Source organism: Mycobacterium intracellulare ATCC 13950 (genome assembly GCF_000277125.1).
GTDB lineage: Bacteria > Actinomycetota > Actinomycetes > Mycobacteriales > Mycobacteriaceae > Mycobacterium > Mycobacterium intracellulare.
Genome location: NC_016946.1, coordinates 2,102,899 through 2,126,112, shown reverse-complemented (window position 1 = coordinate 2,126,112; position 23,214 = coordinate 2,102,899). Strand labels below are relative to the sequence as shown.

The window sequence follows — 23,214 nt, the reverse complement described above, 5'->3', positions numbered from 1 at the left end:
CATGCTCGACGCCATTCGCACCGACATCCGGGCCGCCAGGGAGCGAGACCCCGCCGCCCCGACCACGCTGCAGGTGATCTTCGCCTATCCCGGGGTGCACGCCATCTGGCTTCACCGCATCAACCACTGGCTGTGGCTGCGCGGGGCGAGGCTGATCGCGCGCATCACCGCCGAGATCACCAGGATCCTGACCGGCGTCGAGATTCACCCCGGCGCCGTCCTGGGGCCCGGGCTGTTCATCGATCACGCCACCGGCGTGGTGATCGGCGAGACCGCCGAGGTCGGCGAGGACGTGACGATCTACCACGGCGTCACCCTCGGCGGCAGCGGCAGGGACACCGGCAAGCGCCATCCCACCATCGGCGACCGGGTGATCATCGGCGCGGGCGCAAAGGTCTTGGGCGCGATAAAAATCGGCGACGACAGCCGCATCGGCGCCAACGCCGTGGTGGTCAAAGAGGTTCCGTCCAGCGCGGTGGTCATCGGGGTGCCCGGACAGGTCATCAGCCGTAGCCGTCCCGGCAGTCCGGATGACTCGATGATGCCCGATCTCGTCGGTGTCAGCCTGCAGTCGCTGCTGACCCGGGTGACCAAACTCGAGGCCCGGGCGGACGGCGCGCAGACCAACCACGTCATCCGGCCCCCCGAAGCCGGAGTCTGGTACGGCGAGGACTTCTCCATCTGATTCTTCGGCGATGAACTCGGCAGAGTATTACTCACGCTGACGTTAACTCCGCCCCGGAATGCATTGCCGCGCTGAGCGTTGCACAGTGGGTTATGGACACGATGCACGACGGCGTCCCGACGGCAGATTCCGCGGCCCGGTCATGACCGAGCTGCATCTGGCCGTGGGGCTCGACGGCTACGGGTGGCACCCCCACGCGTGGCGATACGCCTTCGCGCACAACGCAACCGGCGGCGGGCAACTCAGCGGGCGATACTGGGCCGCGCTGGCCGCCACCGCCGAACGTGGCCTGCTGGACTTCCTGACCATCGACGACAGCCTGGATGCGCAGCCGGGCCGCCGGCCCGAGATCTCGCCGCGGCGCCTGGCGGGGCGCGCCGACGCCACGCTCGTGGCCGCGCGCATCGCGCCGGTCACCGCACACATCGGACTCATCCCCGTCGCGACGGTCACCCACACCGAGCCGTTCCATGTCTCGAAAGCGATTGCGACGCTTGACCATATTTCGCACGGCCGGGCCGGCTGGCAGGTGCGGGTGAGCGCGACGGCACACGAGGCGGCGCTGTTCGGCCGGCGATCCGCCCCCGACGGCGACGAACTTTTCCGCGAGGCCGCCGACGCCGTGGAGGTGGTGCGCCGCCTCTGGGACAGCTGGGAGGACGGCGCCGTCATCCGCGACGTGGCGACCGGCCGCTACATCGATCGCGACAAGCTGCACTACATCGACTTCGCCGGCGAGCACTTCTCGGTCAAGGGACCGTCCATCACCCCGCGCCCTCCCCAGGGCCAGCCGGTGGTGGCGGCGCTGGCGCACGCGCCGCGCGTCTACGAATTCGCCGCCGCCAGCGCCGACCTGGTGTTCGTCACCCCACGCGACGAGGAATCGCTGCGCGCGATCCTGGCCGAGGTCGGCCACGCGCAGCGTGCGGCGGGCCGCACGATCCAGGCCTACGCCGATCTGGTGGTGTCGCTGGGTGAGGATCCGCTGACGCCGGGCGCGGCCATCTCCTCCGACGCGCACGTGTTCCATGGCCGCGCAAGCGATTTGGCGGAGCTGCTGCTCGCCTGGCAGGACGCCGGGGTCGACGGGGTGCGGCTGCGGCCCGCGGTCAACGCGATCGACCTGCCCGCGATCGTCGACGACCTGGTGCCGCTGCTGCAGCGCGCCGGGCGGTTCCGCACCCGCTACCGCGAGGGCGAGACGCTGCGCGACCGCCTCGGCCTGGCGCCCGCCCCCAACCGCTACGCGACGGCGCCGTCATGAGCCTCACTCCCCTGTCGATCCTGGACCTGGCACCCATCAGCGCCGGCAGCGACGCCGCGACGGCGCTGCGCAACACCATCGACCTGGCCCAGCACGCCGAACAATGGGGCTACAAGCGTTACTGGCTCGCCGAGCACCACTTCGTCGCGGTGGCCAGCTCGTCACCGGTGACGCTGATCGGCCAGATCGCCGCGGCCACCGAACGCATTCACGTCGGATCGGCCGCCGTGCAGGTCGGCCACACGACGGCGCTTGCCGTGGTGGAGAGCTTCGGCATCCTCGACGCGTTGCATCCCGGCCGCATCGACATGGGCCTGGGCCGCTCCGGGCAGCGGCGGCAAGAGGCCGCGACCTCGCGCGCCCCCCAGCCCGACCGCGCGCCCGAGCCGTGGCGGGACGTCGACGGCCTGCTCGTCCCCACACCGTTCGACCAAACCCCGCTGATGAGATCCGAACGGATGCGGGCGCAGGCGTCGGTGCTCGCCCAACCGTGCGCGCAGCCGGCGGATTTCGCCGACCAGGTCGCCGACATCGAAGCGATGCTGGACGGCACCTACGCCGTCGACGGCCATCAGCTGCGGGCGGTTCCCGGCGAACACGCGCAGCTGACACCGTGGATCTTCGGCAGCACCAAGGGACAGAGCGCCGAGGTGGCCGGCGCCCGCGGGCTTCCGTTCGTCGCCAGTTACCACATCACCCCCGGCACCGCGCTCGACGCGATCACCGCGTACCGCAACGCCTTCCGCCCCTCCGCCCGACTGGCGCGGCCGTACGTGGTGGTGTCGGCCGACGTCGTGGTCGCCGAGGACAGCGCCACCGCGCGCTACCTCGCGTCCAGTTACGGCCACTGGGTGTATTCCATTCGTAGCGGCCGGGGCGCGATCCCCTACCCGGATCCCGACTTCTGCGAACCCCTGACCGAGGCCCAGCAGGCATTGGTGGCCGACCGCACTTCAACACAATTCGTCGGCAACCCCGATGAGGTCGCCGACCGGCTCGAGCTGCTGCGCCGGGTCACCGGTGCCGACGAACTTGTCATCACGTCCGTCACCCACCGGCACGCCGACCGGCTGCGCTCGCATGAACTGATCGCCAAACGGTGGGGGCTGACCGGATGACCGTTCGAGATGCGGGACAGCGCAAGCAGATACACCTGGGCGCCCACTTCCCCGGGGTGAACAACACGACGGTGTGGTCGGATCCGAGCGCGGGCAGCCAGATCGCGTTCGAATCGTTTGTGCACCTTGCCCAGACCGCCGAGCGGGGGCTGTTCGACTTCTTCTTCCTTGCCGAGGGGCTGCGGCTGCGCGAGCACCGCGGCAAAATCCACGATCTCGACGTCGTCGGCCGTCCCGACACGTTCACCGTGCTGGCCGCGCTCGCCGCGGTGACCGACCGACTCGGCCTGGCCGGCACCATCAACACCACCTTCAACGAACCCTTCGAGGTGGCAAGGCAATTCGCGACGCTGGACCACCTGTCCGACGGGCGTGCGGCGTGGAACATGGTCACCTCCTCCGACGCGTTCACCGGGGAGAACTTCCGCCGCGGCGGATTCCTCGCCCACGCCGACCGATACCACCGGGCCGAGGAGTTCATCCGCGTCGCGCGCAAGTTCTGGGACAGCTGGGCACCCGACGCCGTGATCGCCGACGTCGACGCCGGCACCTACGCCGACCCGACGCGCATCCACGTCGTCGACCATTTCGGTCCGCAGTTCGGCGTCCACGGCGTGGCCGCGCTGCCCGCCGGGCCGCAAGGCCACCCCGTGCTGTTGCAGGCCGGTGACTCCAGCGACGGCCGCGACTTCGGCGCCAGGCACGCCGACGCCCTGTTCACGCTGCACGGTTCGCTCGAGGCGGGGCAGCGCTACTACGCCGACGTGAAGGGCCGCGCCGCCGCCCACGGGCGCGACCCCGACCAGCTCAAGGTCCTGCCCGGCGCGACGTTCGCGCTGGGAGACACCCCCGACGAGGCGCAGGACAACGCGCGCCACATCCGCGAGCAGCAGGTCAGCGGTCCGACCGCGATCGCGTTTCTCGAGCAGGTGTGGGGCGTGGACCTGTCGGCCTACGATCCCGACGGACCCCTGCCCGACGTCGACCCCGTCGAGAACCCGAACATCACGAGGGGACGCGTCCGGCACGGCGATCCCACGACGGTCGCCCAAACCTGGCGGGCGCGAGCGGAGGCCGAAAACCTCTCGATCCGGGAGCTGATCATCGAGGTGACCAGCCGCCAGCAGTTCGTCGGAACGCCGCAGCAGGTGGCCGCCGAGATCGACCGCTACGTGCAGTCGGACGCCTGCGACGGCTTCATCCTGGTGCCGCACCTGACGCCGCACGGCCTCGACGAGTTCGTCGACAAGGTGGTCCCGCTGCTGCAGGAGCGCGGCAGCTTCCGCACCGAGTACCGCGGCCACACGCTGCGCGAGCATCTGGGTTTGTCGCCGACGCCGGGATGGGCGGGAAATCCGGCCGGTATCGCGAGCGGGCAGTGACGGCCGGGCGGCCCGCTGAATTTTGCTGCTCCCCCGCCTGGACTCGAACCAGGAACCCTTCGGTTAACAGCCGAATGCTCTGCCAATTGAGCTACAGGGGACTAACCCGATCGCGGGACGACTCTAGCGTACTGGCACGACCGCGCCCAACTGGCGCGGGTCGCCACCGTCTCACCCGGTCGACCGCGCACGCACCCCACCCGGTGAGGCAGGATGGAGCCATCGATAGTCGGGAGGAACGCTTTGATCCGGTATGTCGTGGTGCTGGGACTGGGTTACGTGCTGGGCTCGAAAGCCGGTCGTCGGCGATACGAGCAGATCGTCGGCACCTATCGAGCGCTGACCAGCAGCCCGGTGGCCAAGTCGATGATCGAGGGGGGACGCCGCAAGATCGCGAACCGGATCTCCCCGGACGCCGGCTTTGTCACGCTGGCGCAGATCGACGACCAAACCGCCATCATGGAACGCGACGTCGAGCCGCTGCCCGACGAGGAGCTCGAGACCTCTACTCGTCGCCGCTAGCCTGCTCCAGCAGGCTGCGCCGGTAGGCCTCCATCGCTACCAGGTCGCCGAACAACGCGTGATACTCGTCGCCCTGTTCGATCGGCGACATGCGCTGCAACTTCGACTTCACCTCGGCGATCTGCCGGCCCATCCACACCTCTTGCAGGCGGGCCAGCACGCCGGCGATGTAGCGCGGCATTTTCTCCTCGTCGACCTGGATGGCCTCGACGCCCAGCTCGCTGATCAGCGCGGCCGTCAAGGGCGACGACGCCCGATCGCGCACCACCTCGAGCCACTGCGCCCCGGTGACCCCGCTCGACGTGCCGCCTGCGGTCTCGATCGCCGCGCGGATGGCGGCGTAGCCGGGGTGGGTGAAGCTCTCGACGGTCAGCGTGTCGAAGACCGGGCCGGCCAGCGCCGGATACTGCAACGCCGACTTGAGTGCCTCCCGTTGGGGCCACAGGGTGGGGTCGCGGGGGTCGGGACGGCTGGCCGCGGCATGGGCCGCGGCGGCGGGTTGCTCCGCGCGCCGCGACGCCTTGGGTCCGGCGCCGCCGCGGGCCGGGATTTTGGCGTTCTTGGATTGGCCGCGCACCCGGTCGATGACCTGCGCGACGTCGTCCCAGCCGACCCACCCGGCGAGCTGGCGGGCGTACTCGTCGCGCAGCGTGGGGTCCTTGATCTGGCCCACCATGGGCACGCAGCGCCGCAGCGCGGCCACCCGGCCCTCGGCGCTGTCCAGGTCCATCTCGGCGAGCGCCGACCGGATTGCGAACTCGAACAACGGCGTTCGCCGGGCCACCAGGTCGCGCAGGGCGCCGTCGCCGGACTTCAGCCGGAGATCGCAGGGGTCCATGCCGTCCGGCGCGACGGCCACGAACGATTGACCCGCCAGGTTCTGCTCGCCGCCGAACGCCTTGAGGGCGGCGGCCCGCCCGGCCGCGTCGCCGTCGAACACGTAGATCAGCTCGCCGCGAAAGAAGCTGTCGTCCATCATCAGTCGGCGCAGCATCGCCAGGTGCTCGTCGCCGAACGCGGTGCCGCACGACGCCACGGCGGTGGTGACCCCGGCCAGATGCATCGCCATCACGTCGGTGTAGCCCTCAACGACGACGGCCTGATGACCCTTGGCGATGTCGCGTTTGGCCAAGTCGATGCCGAACATCACGTTCGACTTCTTGTACAGCAGCGTCTCCGGGGTGTTGATGTACTTGGCTTCCATCGGGTCGTCGTCGAAGAGCCGCCGGGCGCCGAAACCGATCACCTCGCCGGCCGAGGAACGGATGGGCCAGAGCAGGCGGCGGTGGAAGCGGTCCATCGGCCCGCGGCGCCCCTGCCGCGACAGGCCCGCCGCTTCCAGCTCTTTGAACTCGAAACCCTTGCGCACCAAGTGCTTTGTCAGTGAGTCCCAGCCCGACGGCGCGAACCCGCAACCGAAGCGACGGGCCGCCTCGGCATCGAAGTTGCGCTCGGTCAGATACTGCCGTGCCGGCGCCGCCTCGTCGGATTCCAGCGCCGCGGCGTAGAACTCCGCCGCGGCCGCGTTGGCCGCGACGAGCCGGCTTCGGCTGCCGCGGTCGCGCTGCACACTGGTCGCCGGGCCGGAGTAGGTGATGGTGTGACCGATCCGGTCGGCGAGCAGCTCGACCGCCTCGACGAAGCTGACGTGCTCGATCTTCTGGATGAAGGCGTACACGTCGCCACCCTCGCCGCAGCCGAAGCAGTGGAAGTGGCCGTGGTTGGGGCGGACGTGAAACGACGGCGACTTCTCGTCGTGAAACGGACACAGCCCCTTGAGCGAATCCGCGCCCGCGCGCCGCAACTGCACGTAATCGCCGACCACTTCGTCGATGCGCACCCGCTCGCGGATGGCGGCGATGTCGCGGTCCGGAATCCGGCCGCGGCCCCGGGCGCGCGCGTCGCCGTCGCTCCGTGAACTTGCCGGGCTTGACATCGGCTCAGTCTAAGCGCGCGGCGGCGAACGCTATCCCGTTCCGATGACGCCGCACGCGACGCGATCCATCGCGTTCTCGGTGTCCTGGGCGCCGTGCAGCATCAGCGCGGTCTTGGTACCGGCCAGCAGGTCGTCCCGGGTGAACGAATCGGTGGTGGTGACCAGGTAGGCCGCGCCGTCCTGGCGCACCTCGAGCGTCGCCAGGTCGCCGCTCTCGGGCTTGCCGGTGTGGCCGGGCGCCTGGTAGTGGCCGCCGGCGGACAAGAAGTTGCCCGGCGCACCGCCGGTGGGGGCCACCGAGTTCGGCTCGCACTTGCCGATCTCGTGGACGTGCAGGCCGTGCAGGCCGGGGGTCAGGATGCCGGTCGCCACCGTCTTGACGGTGACGGTCACATAGTTGCCGGTGAAGTCGAAGGTCGCGGTGGCCGCCGTCCGGCCGTCAGGTGTCTTCAACTCCGCGCTGAGCGAGCCGCCGGCGGGTGCCGGGGTCGTCGCCTCCCCGGAGGACGTCGGTGCGGCGGTTTTCACCGGCGGGGTGGTGCCCGGCTGGCTGCTCTCGTGCTGCGGTGAACTACAGGCGGTCATGGCGACGACGGGAAGCCCCATCAGAAGGGAGGCCATCAAAGGCGAGCCGCTGAATTTCTTCATGTCGGGCAGCCTAACTCGCGGCGGCCGCGCCGATCCCCGGGCCGCACGAGTTGCGCCCCACGACCCGCTACGGGCCGGCCTGGCGGGCGTCGATCCGTTCCAGCCGGCCCTCGGTGTAGGAGGCGATTTGATCGACGATGACCCGCCACCGGGCGCCGTCGTCGGCCGCGGTGTTGAAGGCCGCAGCGAAGACCGGGTCGAGGGTTCGGGGGGCTCCCGCGTACAGCCAGTGGGCCACCCGGTGGATGCGCTCACGCTGACCGGCCTGGGTTTCCTGATGCCGCGGATCGGACATGATGAACTGCAGCGCCAGGATTTTCAGCAGCGCGACCTCGGCCCGCACCAGATCGGGAACCTGCAGCTCGGCCCGGTAGCGCACCAACGGTCCGGGTCCGGCCGCCGCGCGGGTGGTGGCTATGGCGGCCGAGGCGAACCTCCCGACCAGCTCGCTGGTCAGCCGCTTGAGCGCGACCGACGCCGCGAGCGTGGCGTCGTACTTGCCCACGGCGGCGACCACCGGCAGCGCCGACAGCCGTCGCGCGGCCGCCATGAAATCGTCGGCGCGCACCCGGGAAAATTCGGTCTCGCCGAGTTTGGCCAGCGCGGCCGCCTCGTCGTCGTCGGCCAGCACCCGCAGGTCGATGCGTTGGGAGACGACGCCGTCCTCCACGTCGTGCACCGAATAGGCCACGTCGTCGGCCCAGTCCATCACCTGCGCCTCCAGGCACATCCGGCCCTCCGGGGCGCCCGCGCGCATCCAGGCCGCCGCCTCGCGGTCGGCGTCGTAGAACCCGAACTTGCGCGCCGCGCTCCCATGGCCTTCGCCGCGGAACCACGGGTATTTGGTGACCGCGTCCAGCGACGCGCGAGTCAGGTTCAGACCCGCGCTGTTGCCTTGGGCGTCAAGCACTTTGGGCTCGAGGCTGGTCAGGATTCGGAAATTCTGGGCGTTGCCCTCGAAGCCGCCATAGTTCGCCGCGACCTCGTCGAGGGCGCGCTCGCCGTTGTGGCCGTAGGGCGGGTGGCCGATGTCGTGGGCCAGGCCGGCCAGGTCGACCAGGTCGAGGTCGCAGCCCAGGCCGACGGCCATTCCCCGCCCGATCTGGGCGACCTCGAGGGAGTGCGTCAGCCGGGTGCGCGGCGTGTCCCCTTCCCGCGGCCCGACGACCTGGGTCTTGTCGGCCAGCCGGCGCAGGGCGGCGCTGTGCAGCACCCGGGCGCGGTCGCGGGCGAAGTCGGTGCGGTGCTGACCTTCGGTGCCCGGCAGACCCGCGGTCTTCGCGGCTTCGGTCACCCGTCGCTGACGGTCGAAGTCGTCGTAGGGGTCGCGCTGATTCCTGGTCACCGACGCACAGTCTGCCAGGGAATGCCCGCCCAAGTCCGGCTCGACTCGGGCCCGCTGGCGTGTGTCGGCCGGGGCTAGATTGGCCCTATGCGCACCGCTCGCCTGCTCGCCGTGCTCGCGACGCTCCTGACGGTCGGCCTCGGCGGCGGGCTGCTGTCGGCACCGGCCGCCGGCGCGCAACCATCATTCCGGTTGGCCGACTACGTCACCGACAACGCGGGGGCCCTGTCGGATTCCGGTCGCAGCACCGTCACCGCCGCCGTCAACAAGCTCTACACCGACCGCCACATCCGGCTCTGGGTGGTCTACGTCGACGACTTCTCCGGGCAGAGCCCGACCGGGTGGGCACAAGGCACCGTGCGCGCCAGCGACCTGGGCGGCTACGACGCGCTGCTGGCCGTCGCGACCACCAGCCGCGCCTACGCCTTCCTGGTGCCGTCCACCATCAAGAGCGTCAACGCCGGTCAGGTCGACAGCTTGCGGCGCAACAAGATCGAACCCGCCCTGCACAACGGTGACTGGAGCGGCGCCGCGGTGGCCGCGGCGAACGGGCTCGACGCGTCGCCCGGTTCGTCGGGGCGGGTGATCCTGCTGGCCACGCTGGCGGGCATTCTCATCGCCCTGGCCGGCCTGCTGCTGGTGATGCGTCATCGCGGGCAGCGCCGAAGGGCCGCGGCGTTGGCGGCCGCGCGGCGCGTCGACCCCACCGACGTCGACGCGCTCGCCGCGCTGCCGCTGCAGACGCTCGACGACCTGTCCCGCGCCCTGGTGGTGGACGTCGACAACGCGCTACGCACCAGCGCCAACGAATTGGACCTGGCGGTCGGCGAATTCGGCGAAGAGCGCACCCGACCCTTCACGAGCGCGGTGGCCAACGCCAAAGCGGCTCTGTCCCAAGCGTTCACGGTGCGCCAACAACTCGACGACTCCACACCGGAAACACCCGCCCAGCGGCGCGAACTGCTCACCCAGGTGATCGTCTCGGCGGCGCGGGCCGACCGCGAGCTGGAGTCACAGACCGAGGCGTTCGAGAAGCTGCGCGACCTCGTGATCAACGCCGCGTCGCGGCTGGATGCGCTGACGCAGCAGTACGTGGAACTCACCACCCGTCTGGCGCCGGCGGAGCAACGGCTGGCGGCGCTGCACCACGACTTCAGCGCTGCCGCACTGACTTCGGTGTCCGGCAATGTCACGACGGCCAAGGAGCGGCTGGCGTTCGCCGACCGCAACATCGGCACCGCCCGTGAGCTGGCCGCCCACGCCGTCACCGGTGGGCAGGCCGGCTTGGTCGACGCGGTCCGGGCCGCCGAGTCCGCCCTCGGGCAGGCGCGGGCGCTGCTCGACGCGGTGGACAACGCGGCCAGCGACATTCAGCACGCGATCGACGGGCTGCCGTCGGCCGTCGCCGACACCAAGGATGACATCGCACGCGCCAACGAACTGCTGCAGAAAAAACCCACGCGCAGCGGCGATTTGGTGGCGGCCCGCGACGCGGCCACCAGGGCCGTCGAGAGCGCCCGCGCCGGCGGATCCGAAGATCCGCTGGCCGCATTCGGACAGGTGACCAAGGCCGACGCCGCGCTCAACGGGCTGCTGGCCACCCTGGCCGAGGAACAGGCCACCGCCGAGCGACTCAACCGATCACTGGAACAGGCCTTGTTCACCGCGCAATCGCGGGTGCGCGCGGTGTCCGACTACATCGACACGCGCCGCGGCAGCGTCGGCCCCGACGCCCGCACCCGGCTGGCCGAAGCCAAGCGCCACCTGCAGGCCGCGCAGGACAAGGGCGCGACGAACCCGAACGAAGCGATCGCCCACGCCAATGCGGCGTCGACGCTGGCCGCTCACGCTCAGTCACTGGCGAACGACGACGTGCAGGCGATGCAGCGCGCCTACACGCGTGGCGGCGGCAGTGACATGGGCGCGATGCTCGGCGGCATCATCATCGGCGACCTGCTCAGCGGGGGGATGCGGGGCGGATTCGGCGGCTGGAGCCCGACGTCGTTCGGTGGCTCGCCGGGTTCTTCCGACGGCGGGTTCATGGGTGGCGGCGGCCGATTCTGACGCGCCGCGCGCGGGTGACCGCGGCGGCTTTCGGTTCTCTACCTACCGGTCTTCAGCCGGCGGCCGGGGAATGCGGGATCACGCCCACGGGCCGTGCCGCGGCTTCGCCTTCCCACCCGCTCCAGACGCCGTCGGCGACCGCCGTCGGGCGGGGAGCGTCGAGTGTCTCCTCCGTGGTGTCGGCGCTCGCGTCCGACTTCGGCGCCCAGTGGTCGTAGTCGTCGGGCGGAACGACCACCCCCCACTTGAGTGGGACCGATAAACCGCCGAGCACACCGCACTCACCGCGTACTGCCGCCACCGTGTCATCGGGTAACGGCGAACCGAGAGGCAAAAGCACCCCTGCCCCCTTCCACAGCCGATCTAAGCGTTCGGGCGCTGTGGCGAACCTATTTACACCAACCGGTGACATCGTAAGACAAACCGAAGAAAATATGCGGGAATTGCCAATTTTCCTTAATTTGAGCGTGTATCGGACCACGCGGGCCTCTCGCCGACCGGTAAGGGGACCGCCGCGCGGGCCACGCGGGCCGGCGACACCGGGGAACTCGGGCGCCATCCCGGACGATCGGCCGTCGATTTCTACGGACAAACTCCTTGCCGCACAGCACGTTAGGTTAAACCGTCGTGATCGGATCGAGCGGTCGGCCGCGGGTTCGCAGGGGGTCCGGCTCCGCGCTTCCCGCTCGGGGCAACGCATGCGAGCGCGCGTTGTTACGGGACGAATTATATGAATTCGCATATTGCGGTACGGCGTTGCTTGGCCGCCCCGGCCAACCTAGTCGGAATTTCCGGTTTCTCACGCAGTGCACTCCATGCACATCCGCAACAGCGGCACCGCGATTATCGGGTTCGCGGCACCACTTTGGGCCGTGACCGCACCACCTCCGCCTTGGTGCCGCGCTTGTCCCCCTCGGGCCCCTTGTCGCCCACCGGCATGGCCGTCATCGGCACGCCGTTACCCGACCCGGCCGCGGCCGACGTCGCCGCGGGCGCTCCGGTGGCCACACCCGACACCGCCGGTGCGGGCACGTACGCCGGCATCGACCCTTGCCACGCCGCGGGCACCGACATCGCCCCGACGAACCGCGCGGTCCCCAGGCCCGCCGACGCGACGCCCAGCGCGCCCAGCCCCCCGCCCGCCAACGGTTGCAGGTCGGACAGCACGCTATGGGCGCTGCGGGGGGCCTCGGCGGCCACGTTGGTGGCGCTGAGCAATATCGGCGCCGGCGCCGCCGGCGCCGCGGCCGCCACCGGGCCGGTGCTCTGGGCCAGCGCCACCATGGGCGGCATCAGCGCGCTGGCCGGGTACATGCCGGCCTGGGCCACCGTCGTCAAGGTCGCCACCGGCGTCGAGGTCATCAACGACGTCAGCGACGAGACCGCCGGGGAGAGCGCCATGAACACCGACTGCAGCTGCGACGCGAACGCGGTCCCCAGCGAGGACAAGCCCTGGAAAAACTGGGACGCGAGCGTCAGGGGCGCCGTCACCAGGTCGGCCAGGCCCGCCAGGCCCGCGGACGCCGCGCCGCCGCCGAGACCCGCGGGCGGCGGGGTGAACGCCGGCAACGTCTCCACCAGCGTTTGGGCCCCCGCGTGATAGCCCACCATCGCGGCCACATCCTGCGCCCACATCTCGACGTACTCCAGCTCGGTCTGCGCGATCGCCGCCGTGTTCTGGCCGAAGAAGTTGGTCGCGATCAGAATCAGCAACCGGGCACGATTCGCCAGCACCGCCGGCAGCGGCACCGTCGCGACCACCGCCCCCTCGAACGCCAGCGCCGCCAGCCGGGCGCGGATCGCGGCCACCTCCGCCTCCGCGGCGGCGATCAGCAGCCATTGCACGTAGGGCGCCGCGGCGGCCGTCATCGATGCCGACGAAGGACCCGTCCAGGGGCCCGCCGCCAGGTCCGTCACCACGGTGTTGAACGAGGCCGCCGAGGACGACAGCTCCGCCGCCAGTCCGTCCCACGCGGAGGCCGCCTCGAATAGAGGTCCAGCACCGGGGCCGCCGACTATCAAGGCCGAGTTGATTTCCGGAGGGAAGAACAAAAACGCGGGAATCATCCACACCCCAACCGACCGAGTCAACGGCTCCAGCGACAGACGCCCGACATCCGCCCATGGCTCAACTAGCTATCTACTTATGCCCCACGGCAGATCCTAGGGCACCGCCACCATCGCGGCCCGATTTTTAAGCAAACCTTATTTCGCAAATGCGAACCGGCGACCGCGCATCATTCACGGCGGCGCGAGTCGGCCAGACGCGCACCGACGCAACGGGACCCGATATGGCACCGCCGACGCCGGCCCGGTGATTAGCAGCCTTTGAGCCGTGCCGCCAGATAATCGGCCACGGTGTTCATCGCGACGCGTTCCTGGGTCATGTCGTCGCGCCGGCGCACCGTCACGGCGTTGTCCTCGAGTGAGTCGAAATCCACCGTCACACAGAACGGCGTGCCGATCTCGTCCTGGCGCCGATAGCGCCGCCCGATCGCGCCCGCATCGTCGAAATCGATATTCCAAAACTGGCGCAGTTCGGCCGCCAGATCGCGGGCCTTGGGGCTCAGGTCGGCGTGCCGGGACAGCGGCAGCACCGCCGCCTTGACCGGGGCCAGCCGCGGGTCCAGCCGCAGCACCGTGCGCTTTTCCATCTTGCCCTTGGCGTTCGGGGCCTCGTCCTCGACGTAGGCGTCGATCAGGAAGGCCATGAACGACCGCGTCAAACCCGCCGCGGGCTCGATGACATACGGGATGTAGCGTGCGTCGGTCGCCTGGTCGTAGAAGGACAGGTCGACGCCGGAATGCTTTGAATGCGTCGCCAAGTCGAAATCGGTGCGGTTGGCGACGCCCTCCAGCTCACCCCACGGGTTACCGGCGAAGCCGAATTTGTACTCGATGTCGACGGTGCGATCGGAGTAGTGCGACAGTTTGTCGGCCGGGTGTTCAAACAACCGCAGGTTCTCCGGATCGATACCCAACTCGACATACCATTGCAGCCGGGTGTCGATCCAATACTGATGCCATTCCTTCGCGGTCGAGGGCTCGACGAAGAACTCCATTTCCATTTGCTCGAACTCGCGCGTGCGGAAAATGAAGTTGCCCGGGGTGATCTCGTTGCGAAAGCTCTTGCCTATCTGGCCGATGCCGAAGGGCGGTTTCTTGCGCGCGGTCGTCACCACGTTGGCGAAGTTGACGAAGATGCCCTGCGCGGTCTCCGGACGCAGATAGTGCAAGCCCTCCTCGGTCTCGATCGGACCCAGGTAGGTCTTGAGCATCATGTTGAATTCGCGGGGCTCGGTCCACTGCCCGGGCTCGCCGGTGTCGGGGTCACGGATGTCGGCCAGTCCGTTGGGCGGCGGGTGGCCGTGCTTGGCCTCGTAGGCCTCGATGAGATGGTCGGCGCGGTAACGCTTATGGGTGATCAGCGACTCGACCAGCGGGTCATGGAAGACCTCGACGTGGCCCGAGGCCACCCACACCTGCCGCGGCAAGATGATCGACGAATCCAGGCCCACGACGTCGTCGCGCCCGCTGACCACCGCGCGCCACCACTGACGTTTGATGTTCTCTTTGAACTCCACACCCAACGGGCCGTAGTCCCACGCCGACCGGGTGCCACCGTAGATCTCTCCCGAGGGAAAAACGAAGCCGCGCCGCTTGGCCAGATTCACTACGGTGTCGATGACGGACGCCACGGGGTGGTGCACTCCCTTTCCGGGGTTGGGTGGGCGCGCCTGGCGGCCGACCGCCGTGCGCAGAGCATCAGTCATGGTAGCGATCGGCGCCGCGGTCTTTGACATGCGTCATCATGCATGTGACAGTGGAGGGCAGCCGATACGGCGGATACTTTCCCACTACCTGGCACTTCTCGAGGTGATGCCGCTCCCATGATGTCCCCCTCACGTTCTGCGTCGATGCCGTCCGCCACCGACGGCGACATGGGAACGGACCTGGACGCGGTCACCCACGACCACGGCGGACTCGGCGCCGGTGGGCACTCCGTACTGGCCGATTACCCCGTCCCACCCCCGCGGGAGATCCTCGACGCCGCCGGCGAGTTGTTGCGGGCGCTGGCGGCGCCGGTGCGCATCGCCATCGTCCTGCAGCTGCGCGAGTCGCATCGCTGCGTGCACGAGCTGGTGGACGCGCTCGGCGTGCCCCAGCCGCTCGTCAGCCAGCACCTGAAGATCCTCAAGGCGGCGGGCGTGGTTGCCGGCGAGCGGTCCGGGCGCGAGGTGCTGTACCGGCTCGCCGATCATCACCTCGCGCACATCGTGGTGGACGCCGTCGCGCACGCGAGCGAGGACGCCCCGTGACATCAGGAGCGAGCGTTCGCTCGACCCGTCAGCGCGCGGCGATCTCGACGCTGTTGGAGACACTCGACGAATTCCGCTCGGCGCAGGATCTGCACGACGAGCTACGCCGGCGCGGCGAGAACATCGGGCTGACCACCGTCTACCGGACGCTGCAGTCGATGGCCGCGGCGGGAATGATCGACACGCTGCGCACCGACACCGGCGAGTCGGTCTACCGCAGGTGTTCGGAACACCATCACCATCACTTGGTCTGCCGCAGTTGCGGATCCACGATCGAGGTGGGCGATCACGAGGTCGAGGAGTGGGCGACGGCCGTGGCCGCCAAGCACGGCTTCTCCGACGTCAGCCACACCATCGAGATCTTCGGCACCTGTTCGGAGTGCATGCCCTGACGGTTACGCCGTCAGCGTGCGGCGTACCTGGGCGCCGGTGTCGAGCACCAGCAGGATCAAGGTCCTCAGCGCATCGTCGGTGAGGCCGGCGCCGGGAAAGTTGTAGCGCAGCATCACATCGGCGTTCTTGGCCGCGCCCTTGCCCGAATTACGCTGCACGGCTTTGTCATTGACCTTCTCGATGAGGCTGACGCTGCCGAAGTTGCTGTCGCGCGCCTGCTTGGCCACCTGGTCGCTCAGCTTCTTGGTCAGCGGCAGATCCCACGCCAATATCTGGGTGAGCGATACCAGGTCGAGGCCCTCGGCGATGTTCACCACCCGCAACGAGGCGATGGTGCCGTCATGGTGAACAGTCAGCGCGCCGTCGGTCTCCTCCTGCAGCGCAAGGACATCGCGGAGGATCGACGCCAGACGCTCCTGTAGCGATGGCACTATGCGCTCCCGAATCGGCGGTTGCGCGAGGCGTATTCCTCGCAGGCGGCCCACAGGTCGCGACGGTCGTAGTCGGGCCACAATTTGTCCTGGAAGATGTACTCGGCGTATGCCGCCTGCCACAGCATGAAATTGCTGGACCGCTGCTCCCCCGAGGTCCGCAAGAACAGATCCACGTCGGGGATGTCGGGCCGCTGCAGGTGGTTCGCCACCGTCGACTCGGTGATGCGTTCCGGGTTCAGCCGTCCGGCCGCGGCCAGCCGTGCGATTTCCTTTGTGGCTTCGGCGATTTCGGCGCGGCCACCGTAGTTCACACAGTAGTTGACGGTGATGACGTCGTTGTCCTTCGTCATGTCTTCTGCGATCGCCAGCTCATTGATCACGCTGCGCCACAGGCGGGGCCGCGACCCGACCCACCGGATCTTGACCCCGATCGCATTCAGGTTCACCCGGCGCATCCGCACCACGTCGCGGTTGAAGCCCATCAGAAAGCGGACCTCTTCGGGCGAACGCTTCCAGTTCTCGGTCGAGAAGGCGTACAGGCTGAGCCACTTGATCCCGATTTCGATTGCACCACAGACGATGTCGATGACGACGGCCTCCCCGGCTCGGTGACCGTCGGTACGGGTCAGCCCCTGCTGGGTGGCCCAGCGGCCGTTGCCGTCCATGACGATGGCCACATGGTTGGGCAGCCGGTCGGCCTCGATCCTGGGCGCGGCCGCCTTGGAGGTGTGCTGCGGCGGCCGGCACGGGCCGCCGTCGGCGGACGGCGGCAGCTCCGGAAACACGACGGGCCAGGTCGACTTGTCGGGAAAGACCGGATAGTCGTGGGGCGCGGCGGGCAGCTGCGGGAAACCGCGGTGTGTCACCAGCGCCCCACTGGCCTCGGTCGCAGGGCGTGTGTCTTGTGCCCACCTCCGAGCGACACGTTCGGGTGACCCGCTTTTGTCGCTCGGAGGTGGGCACAACACATGCCGGCTGACGCGGATGCGGGTGTGACGGATGTGATCACCGCCCGCCCGCCGGCCCAGACTTTAGCCACAGTCCATATCCTGCCCGATCAGCGTCGCGCGCTGATCGGCGATGGTGCGGTCGACGTGATACGTCCGTTCGACGAGCGGCAACGTCTTGAGCTGCCGCTCCAAATGCCATTGCAGGTGCGCCGCCACCAGACCGCTGACGTAGTTGCGGTGCGACTGCGGCGTCTTCTCGGCGAAGTCCCAATCGCCGTCGTGCAGCGCCGACATCAGGTCCAGCACCCCCGGCGGCGGCGTCGTCGAACCGGCCGGGCGGCAGTGGGTGCAGACGCTGCCGCCCGCGCCGACATGAAACGCACGATGGGGACCGGGCGTGGCGCAACGGGCGCACTCGTTCAGCGCCGGCGCCCAACCGGCGATGCCCATCGCCCGCAGCAGGTAGGCGTCCAGCAGCAGGCCCCGGGACCGGCGGCCGTCGGCCACCGCCCGCAAGGCGCTCACCGTGAGCCCGTGCAGGGCCGGGGCGGGCGCCCGCTCCTCACCGGCGAGGCGTTCGGCGGTTTCCAGCATGGCGCACCCGCAGGTGTAGCGGCCGTAGTCGCTGACGATGTCGGTGGCGAACGCGTCGATCGAGACGACCTGGGTGACGATGTCGAGGTTGCGGCCGGGATGCAGTTGCGCGTCGATGTGCGCGAATGGCTCCAGCCGCGCACCGAATTTGCTGCGGGTACGACGAACGCCCTTGGCCACCGCGCGGACCAGCCCGTGATCACGGGTCAGCAGGGTGACGATCCGGTCGGCTTCGCCGAGCTTGTGCTGGCGCAGCACAACAGCTCGGTCTCGGTATAGCCGCATCCCCATAGTTTTGCACCCCGCCGCGACATTGCGGGTATCCGCGCCGTCTAGTCTCGTACCCCGTGATTGGCGCTTCGGGGTCGGGAGTCGGGTCCATTTCCGGGTCCGGCAACCAGCGCCTGCCCACGTTGACCGACCTGCTCTATCAGTTGGCCAGCCGCTCGGTGACGTCCACCACCCTGGTGGGTCGTTCGCTGCACGCCATCCACGCCAGCCAGCCCACGCTGAACGCCTTCCGGGTGGTGCTCACCGAGTCGGCGCTGGCCGACGCGGCCGAGGCCGACCGGCGGCGCGCGGCCGGGGACACCGCCCCGCTGCTGGGCATCCCGATCGCCGTCAAGGACGACGTCGACATCGCCGGCGTGCCCACCGCGTTCGGCACCGAGGGGACGGTTCCGCCGGCGATGCACGACGCCGAGGTGGTGCGCCGCCTCAAGGCCGCCGGCGCGGTGATCGTGGGCAAGACCAACACCTGTGAGCTCGGCCAGTGGCCGTTCACCAGCGGGCCCGGTTTCGGGCACACCCGCAACCCCTGGTCGCGGCGGCACACCCCCGGCGGGTCGTCGGGCGGCAGCGCCGCGGCGGTGGCCGCGGGCCTGGTCACGGCCGCCATCGGGTCCGACGGCGCCGGCAGTATCCGCATCCCCGCGGCATGGACGCACCTGGTGGGCATCAAGCCGCAGCGCGGACGGATCTCGACCTGGCCGCTGCCGGAGGCGTTCAACGGCATCACGGTCAACGGCGTGCTGGCCCGCACGGTCGCCGACGCGGCGCTGGTGCTCGACGCCGCGTCCGGCAACGTCGAGGGGGACCGTCACAAACCGCCCGCGATCACCGCCTCCGACTATGTGGGCAAGGCGCCCGGCCCGCTGAACATCGCGCTGTCAACCCGGTTTCCCTACACCGGTTTCCGGCCCAAGCTGCACCCGGAGATCCTGGCGGCGACGCGCGCCGTGGGTAACCAACTCGAACTGCTGGGCCACACCGTGGTGTCCGGCAACCCCGACTACGGCATGCGGTTGTCGTGGGACTTTCTCGCCCGGTCCACCGCGGGCCTGCGGGATTGGGAGGAGCGCTTGGGCGACGGCGTCGTGCTGGACCCCCGGACCCTGTCCAACCTGCGCATGGGCGCCGCGCTGGGGCAGGCGATCCTGCGCAGCGCCCGCCGCCACGAGGCGGCCGACCAGCGCCGGGTCGGTTCGATCTTCGACATCGTCGACGTGGTGTTGGCGCCGACCACCGCCCAGCCCCCGCCGCTGGCGCGGGCCTTCGACCGGTTGAGCGGCTTCGGCACCGACCGGGCCATGATCGCGGCCTGCCCGCTGACGTTCCCGTGGAACGTCCTGGGGTGGCCGTCCATCAACGTTCCGGCGGGCTTCACCTCCGAAGGCCTGCCGATCGGCGTGCAGCTGATGGGCCCGGCCAACAGCGAGGGCATGCTGATCTCGCTGGCCGCCGAGCTCGAAGCCGTGTGCGGATGGGCCAGCAAGCAGCCCCAACCCTGGTGGCACCAGAGCGCGGACACCCCTCCGGCGCCCGCGCCCAGCGGCTGAATTTCCTGCCGACGAGGCGGGTACACGTTCGCCATGGACCAATCCGACGCCCCACTGCTCGATGCGCTGGCCGACTATCGGGAAAAGAACCGATACGGGTTCACACCGCCCGGCCACCGGCAGGGCCGCGGCACCGACGAGCGGGTCCTCGCGGTCCTGGGCCGTGAACCCTTCCTCGACGACGTACTGGCCAGCGGCGGCCTGGATGACCGCCGGACCAGCAACAAGTACTTGAAGAACGCCGAAGACCTGATGGCCGAGGCAGTGGGCGCGGACACCGCGTGGTTCTCCACCTGCGGCAGTTCCCTGTCGGTGCGGGCGGCGATGATGGCGGTGGCCGGCGGCGAGGGCAGCCTGCTGGTCAGCCGCGACAGCCACAAGTCGATCGTGGCGGGGCTGATCTTCTCCGGCGTGCAGCCGCGCTGGATCACCCCACGCTGGGACGCCGCGCACCACTTCTCTCATCCGCCCTCGCCGGAGCAGGTCGAAGCGGCCTGGGACAAGCACCCCGAGGCCGCCGGTGCGCTCGTCGTCAGCCCCAGCCCCTACGGCACCTGCGCCGACATCGCCGGGATCGCCGAGGTGTGTCACCGGCGCGGAAAGCCGCTGATCCTCGACGAGGCGTGGGGCGCACACCTGCCGTTCCACGAGGACCTGCCGACCTGGGCGATGGACGCCGGCGCGGACGTCTGCGTGGTCAGCGTGCACAAGATGGGCGCCGGTTTCGAGCAGGGTTCGGTGTTTCACCTGCAGGGCGACCTGATCGATCGGGATCGCCTGTCCGCCTGCGCGGATCAGCTGATGACCACCAGTCCCAGCGTCCTGTTGTACGCCGCCATGGACGGCTGGCGCCGGCAGATGGTGCAGCACGGTCATGAATTGCTCGGTGCCGCACTCGATTTGACGCGACACGTGCGTGAGGAGATCGAACTCATCCCGGATGTGGAGGTCCTCGACGACGAGTTGCTCGGCGCGCAGGCGTCCCACGACCTGGACCGGATGCAGGTGCTGATCGACGTATCGGCAACGGGCACTTCGGGTTATCAGGCCGCCGACTGGCTGCGGGCGCACGCACACATCGACGTGGGGATGAGCGATCACCGCCGCATCCTGGCCACCCTGTCGATGGCCGACGACAAGGAGACCCTGGGGCGTCTCACCGACGCGCTGCGCGCGTGGCGCACCGCCGCCGACGACTTCGAGCCGCCGCCGAGCATCGCGCTGCCCTCGCCCGACGAGCTGCAACTGGAGTCCGTCGAGTTGCCGCGCGACGCGTTTTTCGGGCGGGTGGAAACGGTGTCCAGGGACAGCGCCGCGGGCCGCATCGCCGCCGAGCAGATCACCCCCTATCCCCCGGGCATCCCCGCCGTCGTGCCGGGTGAGCGTCTCAACGATGCCGTGCTGGACTATCTTTGCTCGGGCGTCAATGCCGGCATGAATCTGCCCGACGCGGCCGATCCGTCGCTGAACACCATCCGGGTGCTCGCCACGCAGAACGCCCGCTAAAAGCCCAGCCGGCCAAGCTGTTTGGGGTCGCTCTGCCAGTTCTTGGCGACCTTGACGCGCAGGTCGAGGTACACCTTGGTGCCCAGCAGCTTCTCGATCTGGGCGCGCGCGGCGGTGCCGACGTCGCGCAGCCGGGCCCCGCCCTTGCCGATGATGATGCCCTTCTGGCTGTCGCGTTCGACGTAGAGCAGCGCGTGCACGTCGATCAGGTCGTCGCGGTCCTCCCGCGGGCTGACCTCGTCGATGACCACGGCCAACGAGTGCGGCAGCTCGTCGCGCACCCCCTCGAGGGCCGCCTCACGGATGAGCTCGGCCATCAACACCTCTTCGGGTTCGTCGGTCAGTTCCCCGTCGGGGTAGTAGGCGGGCCCCGGCGGCAGCGCCGCGGCCAGCACGTCGATCAGGACGTCCATTTGCGTCCCGGCCACCGCCGACACCGGGACGATCTCGGCCTGCTCGCCGACCAGCGCGCTGACCGCGACCAACTGGGCGGCGACCCGGTCCCTGGGCGCCTTGTCGATCTTGGTGACGATGGCGACCAGTGTCGCCTTGGGCGCGGTCGCCCGAATCTGCTCGACGATCCACCGGTCGCCCGGGCCGATCGCCTCGTCGGCCGGGATGCACAGCCCGATCACGTCCACCTCGGCGTAGGTGTCGCGCACCAGGTCGTTGAGCCGCTTGCCCAGCAGGGTGCGCGGGCGGTGCAGACCCGGCGTGTCGACCAGGATGATCTGGAAGTCGTCCCGGTGCACGATCCCGCGGATGGTGTGCCGGGTCGTCTGTGGCCGTTTCGAGGTGATCGCGACCTTGGTCCCGACGAGCGCGTTCGTCAGGGTCGACTTCCCGGTGTTGGGCCGGCCGACCAAACATACGAAGCCGGAACGGAATTCAGTCATGCTGCGGGGGTTCCTCGCCGTCGGGTGAGCCGTCGGATTCGACGGGGCTGAGCAGGACGGTGCCGATGCGTACCCGCCCACGGTGATCGGTGCCGCCCTCGGCGTGCAGCCGCAAACCGTGGGAGATCACCTCGGCGCCCGGCAGCGGCACCCGGCCCAATTCCAGGGCCAGCAGCCCGCCGACGGTGTCGACGTCGAGGTCGTCGTCGAACTGCACGCCGTACAGTTCGCCGAGGTCCTCGATCGGCAGCCGCGCCGACACCCGAAAACGTCTGTCGCCCAGGTCTTCTATCGGCGCCGTCTCCGCCTGGTCGTACTCGTCGGCGATCTCGCCGACGATTTCTTCGAGCACGTCTTCGATGCTGACCAGGCCGGCGATCGCGCCGTACTCGTCGACGAGCAGCGCCATGTGGTTGCGGTCGCGCTGCATTTCGCGCAGCAGGGCGTCCAAGGGCTTGGAGTCCGGCACGAAGACCGCCGGCCGCATCACCTGCGCCACCGGGATGGTCCGCCCGCGGCCGCCCGACAAAAACGCCTGCTGGACAAGGTCTTTCAGGTACACGACGCCGACGATGTCGTCGACGTTCTCGCCGATCACCGGGATGCGGGAATGGCCGCTGCGCACCGCCAGGTTGATGGCCTGGCTGGCGAATTTGTCGCTTTCGATCCAGATCATCTCGGTGCGCGGGACCATGACCTCGCGGGCCGGGGTGTCGCCGAGTTCGAAGACCGACTGGATCATCCGGCGTTCCTCGGCGGCGACCACGCCACGCTGCTGAGCCAGGTCGACGACCTCGCGCAGCTCGATCTCCGAGGCGAACGGCCCGTTCCTCAACCCGCGCCCCGGGGTGACCGCGTTACCCAGCACCACCAGGAGCCGGCTGATCGGCATCAACAACCACGAGATCGCCTGCAGCGGAAGCACCGTCGTCAACGCGATGGAATAGGCGTGTTGGCGGCCGAGGGTGCGCGGGCCCACCCCCATGACGACGAAGCTGGTCACCACCATGATGGCCGCGGCGCCGAACAATCCCCACTTCAGCCCGAAGTTGTCATAGAGGAACACCACCAGCAGCACGGTCGCGGTGATCTCGCAGGTGATCCGCAGCAGCACAACGAGGTTGATGTAGCGGGGACGCTCCGACATCACCTTGGACAGCGCCACCGCGCCCGGCCGCTCGTCGCGCACCATTTCCTGAACACGGGCCAGCGACACCGTGCTGATGGCCGCATCGATCGCGGCGAAAAGCCCGCCCAGCGCGATCAACGCGACCGCGGCGAACAGCTCAGACCAGCCGGTCAACGGTCATCCCTCGACGT

The 23,214-nt window shown here is 69.4% G+C and carries 21 protein-coding genes and 1 tRNA gene; 10 read left to right on the top strand and 12 right to left on the bottom strand.

The genetic code is table 11. The features are described 5' to 3' along the window. Position 1: 1 nt before the first annotated feature. The 4 genes from cysE to OCU_RS34950 all read left to right on the top strand — a co-directional run bounded on the left by cysE (position 2) and on the right by OCU_RS34950 (position 4,449). Positions 2 to 685: a serine O-acetyltransferase gene (gene cysE / locus OCU_RS34965; protein WP_008255645.1), complete on the top strand. Its 684-nt coding sequence runs from the start codon at positions 2 to 4 to the stop codon at positions 683 to 685. A 142-nt stretch (positions 686 to 827) separates the two neighbouring features. After that, entirely contained in the window at positions 828 to 1,949 is a 1,122-nt protein-coding gene (locus OCU_RS34960) for an LLM class flavin-dependent oxidoreductase (protein ID WP_009953067.1), read from the top strand. Continuing rightward, positions 1,946 to 3,067, top strand: coding sequence for an LLM class flavin-dependent oxidoreductase (locus tag OCU_RS34955; protein WP_008255641.1), 1,122 nt, complete (start codon positions 1,946 to 1,948; stop codon positions 3,065 to 3,067). The genes OCU_RS34960 and OCU_RS34955 overlap by 4 nt, the downstream gene beginning before the upstream one ends. Next, positions 3,064 to 4,449 carry an NtaA/DmoA family FMN-dependent monooxygenase gene (locus OCU_RS34950; protein WP_008255635.1) on the top strand — a complete coding sequence of 462 codons (1,386 nt, stop codon included), beginning with the start codon at positions 3,064 to 3,066 and terminating at the stop codon, positions 4,447 to 4,449. The genes OCU_RS34955 and OCU_RS34950 overlap by 4 nt, the downstream gene beginning before the upstream one ends. Positions 4,450 to 4,477: 28 nt before the next feature. Here OCU_RS34950 and OCU_RS34945 read toward each other — a convergent pair. Beyond that, positions 4,478 to 4,550 (bottom strand) — tRNA-Asn (locus tag OCU_RS34945). Positions 4,551 to 4,692: 142 nt separating this feature from the next. On the opposite strand from OCU_RS34945, the gene OCU_RS34940 reads away from it, so the two are divergent. Next, the gene (locus OCU_RS34940) at positions 4,693 to 4,971 is read left to right on the top strand and encodes a hypothetical protein (RefSeq protein ID WP_009953068.1); all 279 of its coding nucleotides are present in this window, start codon (positions 4,693 to 4,695) and stop codon (positions 4,969 to 4,971) included. Here the strand turns inward: OCU_RS34940 and dnaG are convergent. The 3 genes from dnaG to OCU_RS34925 form a co-directional block, all read right to left on the bottom strand. Further along, positions 4,955 to 6,907 (bottom strand): DNA primase, encoded by a 1,953-nt coding sequence (dnaG, locus tag OCU_RS34935; protein WP_014379813.1) that lies wholly within the window; start codon positions 6,905 to 6,907, stop codon positions 4,955 to 4,957. The genes OCU_RS34940 and dnaG overlap by 17 nt on opposite strands. Positions 6,908 to 6,937: 30 nt before the next feature. Beyond that, positions 6,938 to 7,555 carry a superoxide dismutase[Cu-Zn] gene (sodC, locus tag OCU_RS34930; protein WP_008255630.1) on the bottom strand — a complete coding sequence of 206 codons (618 nt, stop codon included), beginning with the start codon at positions 7,553 to 7,555 and terminating at the stop codon, positions 6,938 to 6,940. Between the two features lie 67 nt (positions 7,556 to 7,622). Beyond that, positions 7,623 to 8,900: a deoxyguanosinetriphosphate triphosphohydrolase gene (locus tag OCU_RS34925; RefSeq protein WP_014379811.1), complete on the bottom strand. Its 1,278-nt coding sequence runs from the start codon at positions 8,898 to 8,900 to the stop codon at positions 7,623 to 7,625. Positions 8,901 to 8,987: 87 nt separating this feature from the next. On the opposite strand from OCU_RS34925, the gene OCU_RS34920 reads away from it, so the two are divergent. Then, on the top strand, positions 8,988 to 10,964 hold the full coding sequence (locus OCU_RS34920) for a TPM domain-containing protein (RefSeq protein WP_014379810.1): 1,977 nt from the start codon (positions 8,988 to 8,990) through the stop codon (positions 10,962 to 10,964). Between the two features lie 52 nt (positions 10,965 to 11,016). Here OCU_RS34920 and OCU_RS51890 read toward each other — a convergent pair whose 3' ends face one another. The 3 genes from OCU_RS51890 to OCU_RS34905 all read right to left on the bottom strand — a co-directional run bounded on the left by OCU_RS51890 (position 11,017) and on the right by OCU_RS34905 (position 14,674). Continuing rightward, entirely contained in the window at positions 11,017 to 11,304 is a 288-nt protein-coding gene (locus tag OCU_RS51890) for a hypothetical protein (protein ID WP_029384279.1), read from the bottom strand. Between the two features lie 503 nt (positions 11,305 to 11,807). Beyond that, entirely contained in the window at positions 11,808 to 13,031 is a 1,224-nt protein-coding gene (locus OCU_RS34910; RefSeq protein WP_014379809.1) for a PPE family protein, read from the bottom strand. A gap of 251 nt (positions 13,032 to 13,282) precedes the next feature. Continuing rightward, positions 13,283 to 14,674 (bottom strand): glycine--tRNA ligase, encoded by a 1,392-nt coding sequence (locus OCU_RS34905; RefSeq protein ID WP_008255621.1) that lies wholly within the window; start codon positions 14,672 to 14,674, stop codon positions 13,283 to 13,285. 183 nt (positions 14,675 to 14,857) lie between these two features. Between OCU_RS34905 and OCU_RS34900 the strand changes: the two genes are divergently transcribed. Together OCU_RS34900 and OCU_RS34895 are read left to right on the top strand one after the other, a co-directional pair. Beyond that, positions 14,858 to 15,283 carry an ArsR/SmtB family transcription factor gene (locus OCU_RS34900; RefSeq protein ID WP_192579485.1) on the top strand — a complete coding sequence of 142 codons (426 nt, stop codon included), beginning with the start codon at positions 14,858 to 14,860 and terminating at the stop codon, positions 15,281 to 15,283. After that, positions 15,280 to 15,675, top strand: a complete 396-nt coding sequence (locus OCU_RS34895) for a Fur family transcriptional regulator (RefSeq protein ID WP_008255605.1) — start codon at positions 15,280 to 15,282, stop codon at positions 15,673 to 15,675. The genes OCU_RS34900 and OCU_RS34895 overlap by 4 nt, the downstream gene beginning before the upstream one ends. 3 nt (positions 15,676 to 15,678) lie before the next feature. Here OCU_RS34895 and OCU_RS34890 read toward each other — a convergent pair whose 3' ends face one another. The 3 genes from OCU_RS34890 to recO form a co-directional block, all read right to left on the bottom strand. Next, positions 15,679 to 16,107, bottom strand: coding sequence for a hypothetical protein (locus OCU_RS34890; RefSeq protein WP_008255604.1), 429 nt, complete (start codon positions 16,105 to 16,107; stop codon positions 15,679 to 15,681). Further along, positions 16,107 to 16,976: a decaprenyl diphosphate synthase gene (locus OCU_RS34885; protein WP_009953080.1), complete on the bottom strand. Its 870-nt coding sequence runs from the start codon at positions 16,974 to 16,976 to the stop codon at positions 16,107 to 16,109. Before OCU_RS34885 ends, OCU_RS34890 begins: the two co-directional genes overlap by 1 nt. 165 nt (positions 16,977 to 17,141) lie before the next feature. Beyond that, the gene (recO, locus tag OCU_RS34880) at positions 17,142 to 17,939 is read right to left on the bottom strand and encodes a DNA repair protein RecO (RefSeq protein WP_008255600.1); all 798 of its coding nucleotides are present in this window, start codon (positions 17,937 to 17,939) and stop codon (positions 17,142 to 17,144) included. Positions 17,940 to 18,001: 62 nt separating this feature from the next. Here recO and OCU_RS34875 point away from each other — a divergent pair, with 62 nt between their 5' ends. Together OCU_RS34875 and OCU_RS34870 are read left to right on the top strand one after the other, a co-directional pair. Next, positions 18,002 to 19,492, top strand: a complete 1,491-nt coding sequence (locus OCU_RS34875) for an amidase (protein ID WP_014379806.1) — start codon at positions 18,002 to 18,004, stop codon at positions 19,490 to 19,492. A 33-nt stretch (positions 19,493 to 19,525) separates the two neighbouring features. Then, on the top strand, positions 19,526 to 20,998 hold the full coding sequence (locus tag OCU_RS34870) for an aminotransferase class I/II-fold pyridoxal phosphate-dependent enzyme (protein ID WP_014379805.1): 1,473 nt from the start codon (positions 19,526 to 19,528) through the stop codon (positions 20,996 to 20,998). On the opposite strand, the gene era is transcribed toward OCU_RS34870, so the two are convergent. Together era and OCU_RS34860 are read right to left on the bottom strand one after the other, a co-directional pair. Next, the gene (era, locus tag OCU_RS34865) at positions 20,995 to 21,894 is read right to left on the bottom strand and encodes a GTPase Era (protein ID WP_014382301.1); all 900 of its coding nucleotides are present in this window, start codon (positions 21,892 to 21,894) and stop codon (positions 20,995 to 20,997) included. The genes OCU_RS34870 and era overlap by 4 nt on opposite strands. Beyond that, positions 21,887 to 23,197 carry a hemolysin family protein gene (locus tag OCU_RS34860; protein ID WP_014379803.1) on the bottom strand — a complete coding sequence of 437 codons (1,311 nt, stop codon included), beginning with the start codon at positions 23,195 to 23,197 and terminating at the stop codon, positions 21,887 to 21,889. Before OCU_RS34860 ends, era begins: the two co-directional genes overlap by 8 nt. Between the last annotated feature and the right edge of the window lie 17 nt (positions 23,198 to 23,214).